Below are 8736 nucleotides of genomic sequence, written 5' to 3'. Positions count from 1 at the left end.
AGGCCAAGATAGCTGTTGTTCATTTACCTGTATGGCCAACGCTTCGTAGTGGGTGATAATTTTTTCATATAGGCGCGGATCACTAGAGCGTTTTAGTCGCCTAGCGGCATAAGCTGCAACACCCGCTAAGCCCAGTACATATTCAAGCTCACCCTGCCACTGCGGCGTACTCACGGCGGTAATCAATAGCTCATCTAAGGTGTTGCAAAACTCAATATCATAGTCATCACCCTGTTGTTGATTGAGAAATTCCAGCGTCCAGCCAATGCCACTAAACCCGTCACTGATCCCCAGTGTTAATTGCTCAGTTGAAAGACGGGTGGTTAGCTTGTCGATATCACTATTAAGCGTTTGTTCTATTCTCGAGCTTGCCCCTTGAGTTATTTGGTCAGCTAAGTAAAGGTAGGGTAATACACCTGCTTGGCCTCCGAGAAAGTCGTAGTTAGTATTGGCAGTATTTAGTATGGCCTCAATAACACCGTGATGGATATTCTTAATCTGTTCTTTTTGAAACTGAGATAACGTGAGTGGCATAATAAGTGACATAGGTGTTTTTTTAATTCTATTTGGCTATGAAGCTATATTACAGAGTGATAGGTTGCAAATGGTATTTTTACAATGTAAGCGAGATGAATATATTTCATGTTTAAATGGTTTAATGAGTACTTAGTGGGTATTTCTTGATTTACTTAACCCACGTAGTTTATTTGTGAGTGGTGGCAATTCGTTATTTTGACGTCTTGACTTGTCACTTATTAAAATATAACTAATTATAGGGATAAACATGAAACTAGTACTTAAGAAGAGTCAGTTAAAGAACCTAACTAAAGACAATGCCGTTCTTCCTGACGACGCGACCGCTAAGATAGCAGGCGCTGGTGCTCGCCCTACTGCTGATGCTTATTGCATCTCAGGTAAGATTAATACTTGCGCTCCTCGATGTGGTCGTCCATAAGTAAACATGTGACTTAATTAAGGTCAGTATAAAAGCCAAGCAGCTATGTTTGGCTTTTTATTATATAGACTATCTATGACTATCTTTAGGCTGTAATTGATTCACACCTGTATTTTGTGCCAAAACCTAGACCTCGTAGCACATTGTTTTTGTACTTCCACATGTTTACTCCTTTATACCTTCTTAGAATCCATTAAACTCGTGCGAAATTAAAAATATTCAAGTAGAGCGGCATAAGTGATGAGATTAGTACTTATGTGGTATTTATTATTTCACTCGATGCCAGTAGCTTGATTGTGAAGTGACGATAAGTTGTTATTTTGATGTGACACTCTTCCTGACGACATGACCGATAAAATAGCTGGGGGTGACTCTCGGCATTCTTATGATGCATATTGCCGCTCAGGTTGGAATAATAGTTGTCCTGGTAAATGTAACCCACCATAAATCAAGGTATGACTGTTTTGTCGGTCGCTATATGTTTTTATTCGTGAACTAAATTATTGCTGGAGATATGTCTTCAGTATTACCAGCTTGCTGTAAACTAATCTCCCTATCAGCAGATGCGATTGTTTCTTTACGATGGGCAATAATGACTCGAGTTATTTTCATCTGTTTTATGGCTCGATTAATATCGGCCTCCAAGGCGGTATCTAGGTGACTGGTCGCTTCATCCATAAATAATATTTTCGGCCGTTTATATAGCGCCCTAGCAAGAATGATCCGCTGTTTCTGCCCACCCGACAAGCTTGAGCCCATATCACCAATGAGGCTGTGATAGCCCATTGGCATATTACTAATGTCATCGTGAATAGCGGCCATGTCAGCACAATAGACTAGGTGTTCCATATCGATTTTGTCATCAAAAAAAGCGATGTTGTCGGCAACGCTACCGGATAGCAATTCGTCATTCTGCATCACGGCGGCTATCTGTTGACGATAGCGTTTGTGACCGATTTGAGACAGCGGAATACCATCAATCAACACCTCACCTTTATAGGGTGTATCCAAGCCTAGCATCACTTTTAATAAGGTCGACTTGCCGCAACCTGATGGCCCGGTGATGGCCACGGACTCGCCGGCTTTAATGTTTAGACTGACGTCACTAAGTACATCGGGTGTGGCGTCACTGTATTTAAAGTAGAGGCTTCTAAGGCTAATAGCGCCTTGGATATCTGTTGTTACCTGCTGCTCGCTTAGTTTTTCTTTCGGCTCCAAGGCGATATCGGCGATGCGTTCGAAATGCAGGCTGAGCATTTTAAACTCAATCATTTTGTCGATGAGGTTTTGTGCCTTGGTCATAAATTGGGTCTTGTACGCCATAAAGGCGAACAGCATTCCGGTGCTAAACCCGCCTTGAATAACCAGTGTCGCGGCCACGTATATCACCAGAATGTTTTCACAACCGAAGAGCAGCCGATTAATCGCACTAAATGATAGCCTGAAATTACCTAAGCGAATATTTTGGTTAATGGCGTTGGCATAGCGATTTTGCCATTGGCCTTCGCGCTTGGCTTCTGAACCAAATAATTTAATGGTTTGAATGCCCCGTACCGTCTCCATAAAATTGCTGTTTTCCTCTGCATGGGCAATGATCTCTTGTTCGGAAATCGCTCTAAAGGGCCGATACATTGCCGCTCGAATGAGGGCATATAGCACCACGGCGATGAGTACAATGGCAGACAACTGCGGGCTGTAGTAGAAGATCATAAATAGCGTCAGCAGGGCCATGATGCCGTCAATAATTGACTCAACTACGCCTGTCGTTAACAACTCTTTCACCTGTTGTAATGAGCCGAAGCGCGAGACAATGTCACCCATATGGCGTTTCTCATAATATTGTAGCGGCAGCCGGATCAAATGGTGAAATAGATTTGATCCCAGCTGTATATTCATCAGGTTGCCAAAGTGCAGTAGGGCGAGGCCACGCAGTGCATTGGTGGCAATTTCAAATAGCAGTACCATAAAAAAGCCAGCTGCCAGCACAATCAGTAGCGAGGTGTCTTTACTGATCACCACGTCATCAATGACAAGTTGTATATAGTAGGGCGTAATGAGAGCAAAGCATTGCAGTAGTAACGACAACGAAAAAATAAGCACTAAGGAGCTTTTGAGGCCAATTATTTTGCTCCAGAAATCGGAGAATTTAAGGTTGGCTGCTGGTTTTTTTTGCTGGAATTCTTTGGTTGGCCTAAGCTCGAGCGCTATACCTGTGAAGTGCTTTGAGGCTTCCTCGATTGATAGTCTTTTGATACCGGAACTTGGGTCATGGATCACGATGTGACTGCGACTAACGGATTTAAGTACTACAAAGTGATTAAGATCCCAGTGTAAAATACACGGTACATCTAAGTAGGGTAGCTCTTCAAGGGCGATTTTTAGCGGTCGTGTGGTTAATGCCATTTGCTCAGCAAATTGCATGATGTCGAGCAATGTAGCCCCTTCAAGTGAGAGCTGAAAGCGCTGGCGCATCTCATTGAGTTGCATTGCATGGCCATAGTAGCCGGCAATCATTGTCAGGCAGGTAAGGCCGCACTCTGTTGCTTCTGACTGTCTAATCATTGGCAGCTTTCTTTTATTCCAGAAGCTCAGTTTGCTTGCTGAATTTGTTACAACGTCGTCCATGTTGGCAGTCCTGTCAATCTAGTGCTGTTAGAGTTTTCCATGAAGGCTTAAAATGGGATCAAATAACCAGGCTAATAATGATCTTCGCTCGACGATGATGTCGGCATCTAGCATCATATCTGCGCGTAGCGGGGTGCTTTTTCCGTAGGCGACGATCTCTTGTGCCGATAGACTGACAACCACTCGATAAGAGGGATCTTTAATCATTCCTGGCAGCTCAGTTTCTTCTGGCAAGATAACATTGGAGCTGACTTCAATGATTTCACCGTCAAAAATACCGAATTTTTCATAGGGAAATGCATGGTAGCGCAGCCTGACTTGTTGGCCTATTTCGATAAAACCAAATGCGGAGGTGGGAATAAAGAGTACTGCCTGCATCTTGCTATTTTCGGGAAGCACGCTCAATAAGAATTGCTGGCTACTTACTGACTTGCCAGCCTTAGTCAAAATGCCGGTAACCTTGCCACTCATTGGTGCCCTCAACTCTGCCAACGACTCTTGCTCAACAATTGCTAGGTTGAGTTGCGCTTCAGTGAGTTGACTTTGTAATTGGTCAAGCACTTTTGCGTGCTCTATTGGTAGCTGCGACAGCTGATTAACTATTTGGCTAAGCTCATTATTGAGTGTCAGTTTTTGCGAATGAGTGCTTGAACTCTGCTGCTTAATTGTTAGAGAGGCGTCTATCTGTCGGTTAAGATCGAGTTTGGAGGTATAGCCTTGCTCAGCAAGTACCGCCATCTGCTTGGAAAGGCTATTATTTATCTTAATACGCTGATTGATGATCTCACTCTGGCGCTCAAGCTCATCGAGTTTGGCCGCTATATTGCTCTTACTGTAGGTTAGATTTTGGGTTTGTAGGGTGTTTTGTGAGTGCTGTTTGTTGATTTGCAGAGTCAGCATATTGATTTGAAATTGATATTGATCGATACGTGAACGGTTTAACTCGAAACCATCGACCCCATGCTTTAGCGATTCTACTCGTAAAATGGGTTGACCTTTTTCTACACGCTCTCCCTCTGTCACCAGTACTATTTTGACAATTCCAGATTGCGGTGAAGTCAGCTTAAGCAAGCCGCTATCGGGTTGAACGACGCCAATGACTCGCTCCTTTTTACTGTATTCACCGGCGGCCAAAAATATAATACTGCAGACGATAATCGTCACCAGTAACAGTGCTAACCACTTGAACGCGGCAGGCTGTATTAGGCTAACCGTTCCGTCTAAACGGTTAACTTTATGTTGTACGACTTCTTGTCTAAATAACGGTTCCATGTCATTCCGAATCGCTGAACTGGCTTTAGTTGAGTGTTCAATCTATCTGAGGCGTTTGATTCTAGCCCACTGGAAACCATACCGAAAGTGAAACTAATTTGAGGTTATGAAGAGTAGCTGTAGGTTAATCTAGCGGCAGCCAAACTTGCGCGTGCAGGCCGCCTTCATTGCGATTGGTTAAAATCACTTTGCCTTGGTGGCGATCAACGATGCGTTTGATAATCGCCAGACCTAAGCCTGAACCGACGCTGCCGCGGGCGGTATCGCCTTGAGTGAAAGGCTCAAACAGTTTGGGGATCTGATCTTCGACTATGCCGGGGCCATTATCCTCCACACTAAAGCCAAGGTACTTACCGTTAAACTGTGAACTTATCTTGACCCAGCCATTGCCATAACGGTAAGCATTTTCAACTAAGTTACTTAAAATACGTTTGATGGCGATGCCTTGCATTGGAATGTTCGGACATTCACTTAACTCAGATTCAATGGTTCCCTCGCGGTTAGATTCTGCTTGGATCACGTCATCAATTAGGTCGTTAATCTGCTCGAGTTCACGGGTTCCCTCTTGATCTTGTCTAATATAGGCGATGAATTGATTGATAATGGCATCCATATCTTCAATGTCATGCACTATGCCATCTTTTAGATATTCATCCTCTGCGACCATCATTTCTGACGCTAGGCGAATACGGGTTAGCGGAGTTCTAAGATCATGAGATATCCCCGCCATCAGCAATGCTCTATCTTGTTCAAGCTGCTTCATACAATAGGACATCTGGTTGAAAGTATTGGTCACTTCAACAATTTCAGTAGAACCACTTAAGGGTAAAGGTTCGGGGTAATCACCGCGAGACACCGCAATAGCGGCCTTTTGTAACCGCCTTAAAGGTCTATTTTGTTGGCGGGCAAACCACCATCCACCGGCGACACTCAACGCTCCTATCACCATTAAGTAGAGCGTTAACGGCGAAAGGTTTTTTTCGTTTAAGCCTGTTAACGGGACTTTGATCCAAATAGAAGGGGCTTGCGGTGGGCGGATCCAAATTTGAAACTCTTCACCTTGAGCAATACGCACTTCGGCTTCACCGCCGAGGTATTCTGACATTTGTGATGATAGAAAACCGTAATAGGTTGCCCGTTCGATGCCAGCTTGACGTGCCTCTTTTTGATTATAAAACTGCATGGCATCGTCACGCACTTTTGCATTAAGTGCGTCCACCATGGTGAGATGTTCACGGCCAACATCGACTCCGTCGACAAACAGCAGTTTTACTTGGCGAGCAATGAGTTGGTTAATTTGTTGATAGCTGGGCTTAATAAAGTAAACCGCAACTGAGAGATAAGACACCAGCTGGTTCGTTAGCAGTAAACAGCCAATTAACATCACTGTTTGGCTGAATGAACTGCGAGGTAATATGCGCTGCCACCATCTCTTTTTCATCATTTATTAATTACTTGCGTGATGAGCCATCAGGCACAAACACATAGCCTAAGCCCCAAACGGTTTGAATATAACGCGGATTAGCGGCATCGGTTTCAATTAAACGGCGTAAGCGTGAGACCTGCACATCGATAGAGCGCTCAAGAGCTGAGTAATCTCGGCCACGGGCTAGGTTCATCAATTTGTCACGTGATAAAGGCTCTCGAGGGTGACAGACTAACACTTTTAGCACCGCAAACTCGCCGCTGGTTAGCGCAATAGCTTCCTCGCCATGATGCATTTCACGGGTCGCAAGATTGAGCGAGAACTCACCAAAAGTGACCTCCTCTTCTTGCTGAGTGGGCGCTCCTGGTACTTCAGGTGTTTGGCGACGCATTACCGCTTTAATCCGCGCCAGTAGTTCTCGTGGATTAAAAGGCTTGGGTAGGTAGTCATCGGCGCCAAGCTCAAGGCCAATAATTCTATCGACTTCATCTCCCTTAGCGGTAAGCATGACGATAGGGATCGTGTTACCTGTTTGACGTAGTCGGCGACAGATAGATAGACCGTCTTCACCTGGAAGCATCAAGTCCAGTACCAGCAAGTGAAAGTTTTCACGCTCTAATAAGCGATCCATTTGTTCGGCATTGGCCGCACTGCGAACTTGATAACCTTGCTCCATCAAGTAGCGCTCCAATAAGGCGCGGAGCCTCATATCATCGTCGACAACGAGAATCTTTGAGGTTTCTTGTCCCATGGGTAGGATCCTTTTCTGCTTGGAGGGCCAATAGGTATAGACAACTGGCTGATATTGAATATGAATTAGCCTAATATAGCCGCTTTAATATGTTACTGACCAGCGAGTTATCATCCAATAACAGATCTATTAGCTTAAGGCCAAATGAGTGAAGTGTTTAAGATATTGAAAAGTAGCGCAATAACCATTGAATTTAGCTGTTTTTTAAATTGTAACCAAATTGAATAAATCGCTAATAACAATGCTGGCGAACTGACATGACAATTCAGCTGCGCTGTAATGTCTCTCTCATCATGTAAATTACGAAAAGGCTTTTTTGCCAACATAGCGACTGAAAAAAGTAGGATCAACCCAACCAACATCTTAAGAGATAAAGAATCTGATCAATAAGCTCAGATCTTAAAAATAGGTACTTTGCAATTGGTTACTGATTGCCTAATCTCTCAAGGTAATGCACCATCTCAGAGAAATCACCACCATCGGCTTTGCGTAGGCCTGCTATGTAGGCAGCTCTTTCCTCCGATATATCTTCGAGTTTTACGTTCGCCCACCTGAGTGGCTTTTTGTTCAACAGAAATATTCTGACAATATCAGTGAATATTCTTGAGTGACGACCATTTCCATTTGGGAAAGGGTGAATTTGTACAAGTTTATGTTGAATTCTAGCGCTAAGCTCTAGATCTGAGTAATGGGAAAACTCAACCCAACACTTCGCATCTTCTAGAAAATTATGTAGGTCGACAGAGATATTCTTTGGATTGACACCGATATTAAGTTCCCGTAGTCGGAATGTACCAGCCCACTCCCAAATATCACCCAACAGGTTTTCATGAAGAGTAGTAACAAAGTCCCGACTAAAGATGTCATCCAAAGTCAGTACTTTGAGGCCAGACACCCAGATCTGACCTTGAAGAATATTCGCTGCTTCAACTTCATTTAACTGCGCGCGGGTTTGGATATGGGGTAGTTTTAACCCAAGGAGATCATCTGGGGAAAGGGGAGTAGCACCTTCTGGATCATCTTTTAGTAAACTCAACTATCCACCATTCCTTTCTCATTTTTCCAAAGCACACGGCCTCCGGCCTTTAGAAGATCTTGCTTTAATTCATTAACAAGAAATTTTTCCTTTTTAGGGCTAATGACTTGCGCTTCGAGGAACATATTTTGTGAGTTTGTCGATAAATGAGTCTTCGCCAACTTCTCCGCACGCTCTTCTAAGGTTAAATTTACGTTTTTCTTTGGCACCAAAGCGTAAGTGAACTCACAACCTAGCTTGTCAGCCAACTCCTTTAGTTGATTGATCGTGATTTGACCATCAACCTCACGGCGCTCAAGGATTGAAATGCGGTTTCGGCTTAGGTTCATTCGCTCGGCCAATTGCGCACCAGACATATCCAGTGCCTTGCGTATAGTTCGGACCCAGCCCTCAGCAGGGGTATCAGGTGCACCTTTAAGGCTAGCTGCTGAGTTCGCCATCTCTTTGTACTGCTCTCGCACCATTAAGCGAACCGTATCTTTCGGCTTTCTAACTTTAAAAGTGGTCATGGTCTTACCTAAATATCGGTGTTAACATGCTACAAGTGTAATCTTATTGGGTTACACTGACAAGTTATACGTATCTATTTATGGTTACTTATTTTGTTTTTATGTATCTTTATATGATTACAGCTATCGTGGTTATGTATGCTATATAGATTACTTTAAATG

General features: G+C 43.7%; 8 protein-coding genes. 1 reads left to right on the top strand and 7 read right to left on the bottom strand.

Annotated elements, in window-relative coordinates; all coding sequences use genetic code 11:
• On the bottom strand, window positions 1-546 hold a 546-nt coding region (locus L2755_RS21415; RefSeq protein WP_283102903.1), incomplete at its 3' end, for a lanthionine synthetase LanC family protein.
• Between the two features lie 238 nt (window positions 547-784).
• Between L2755_RS21415 and L2755_RS21410 the strand changes: the two genes are divergently transcribed.
• A complete protein-coding gene (locus L2755_RS21410) occupies window positions 785-955 on the top strand; it encodes a hypothetical protein (RefSeq protein WP_248982676.1) in 171 nt (56 codons plus the stop codon).
• Window positions 956-1450: 495 nt separating this feature from the next.
• Here the strand turns inward: L2755_RS21410 and L2755_RS21405 are convergent, their stop codons facing one another.
• From L2755_RS21405 to L2755_RS21380, 6 genes are all read right to left on the bottom strand, one after another.
• On the bottom strand, window positions 1451-3580 hold the full coding sequence (locus L2755_RS21405; protein ID WP_248982675.1) for a peptidase domain-containing ABC transporter: 2130 nt from the start codon (window positions 3578-3580) through the stop codon (window positions 1451-1453).
• A gap of 27 nt (window positions 3581-3607) precedes the next feature.
• On the bottom strand, window positions 3608-4852 hold the full coding sequence (locus tag L2755_RS21400) for an HlyD family secretion protein (RefSeq protein ID WP_248982674.1): 1245 nt from the start codon (window positions 4850-4852) through the stop codon (window positions 3608-3610).
• A 124-nt stretch (window positions 4853-4976) separates the two neighbouring features.
• A complete protein-coding gene (envZ, locus tag L2755_RS21395; RefSeq protein ID WP_248982677.1) occupies window positions 4977-6293 on the bottom strand; it encodes a two-component system sensor histidine kinase EnvZ in 1317 nt (438 codons plus the stop codon).
• Window positions 6294-6303: 10 nt separating this feature from the next.
• On the bottom strand, window positions 6304-7029 hold the full coding sequence (gene ompR, locus L2755_RS21390; protein WP_248982673.1) for an osmolarity response regulator transcription factor OmpR: 726 nt from the start codon (window positions 7027-7029) through the stop codon (window positions 6304-6306).
• A gap of 424 nt (window positions 7030-7453) precedes the next feature.
• A complete protein-coding gene (locus L2755_RS21385) occupies window positions 7454-8065 on the bottom strand; it encodes a mobile mystery protein B (protein WP_248982672.1) in 612 nt (203 codons plus the stop codon).
• A complete protein-coding gene (locus L2755_RS21380; protein ID WP_248982671.1) occupies window positions 8062-8574 on the bottom strand; it encodes a mobile mystery protein A in 513 nt (170 codons plus the stop codon). The genes L2755_RS21385 and L2755_RS21380 overlap by 4 nt, the downstream gene beginning before the upstream one ends.
• Window positions 8575-8736: the final 162 nt, after the last annotated feature.

This window comes from Shewanella abyssi, from assembly GCF_023284025.1.
GTDB classification, from domain to species: domain Bacteria; phylum Pseudomonadota; class Gammaproteobacteria; order Enterobacterales; family Shewanellaceae; genus Shewanella; species Shewanella abyssi.
Note: the sequence above shows the minus strand (reverse complement) of the source record. Positions and strands in the feature narration are given on the sequence as shown.

Coding starts and splice junctions, on each gene's coding strand:
- L2755_RS21410 (WP_248982676.1), top strand. CDS start 785: ATGAAACTAGTACTTAAGAAGAGTCAGTTAAAGAACCTAACTAAAGAC.
- L2755_RS21405 (WP_248982675.1), bottom strand. CDS start 3,580: ATGGACGACGTTGTAACAAATTCAGCAAGCAAACTGAGCTTCTGGAAT.
- L2755_RS21400 (WP_248982674.1), bottom strand. CDS start 4,852: ATGGAACCGTTATTTAGACAAGAAGTCGTACAACATAAAGTTAACCGT.
- envZ (WP_248982677.1), bottom strand. CDS start 6,293: ATGAAAAAGAGATGGTGGCAGCGCATATTACCTCGCAGTTCATTCAGC.
- ompR (WP_248982673.1), bottom strand. CDS start 7,029: ATGGGACAAGAAACCTCAAAGATTCTCGTTGTCGACGATGATATGAGG.
- L2755_RS21380 (WP_248982671.1), bottom strand. CDS start 8,574: ATGACCACTTTTAAAGTTAGAAAGCCGAAAGATACGGTTCGCTTAATG.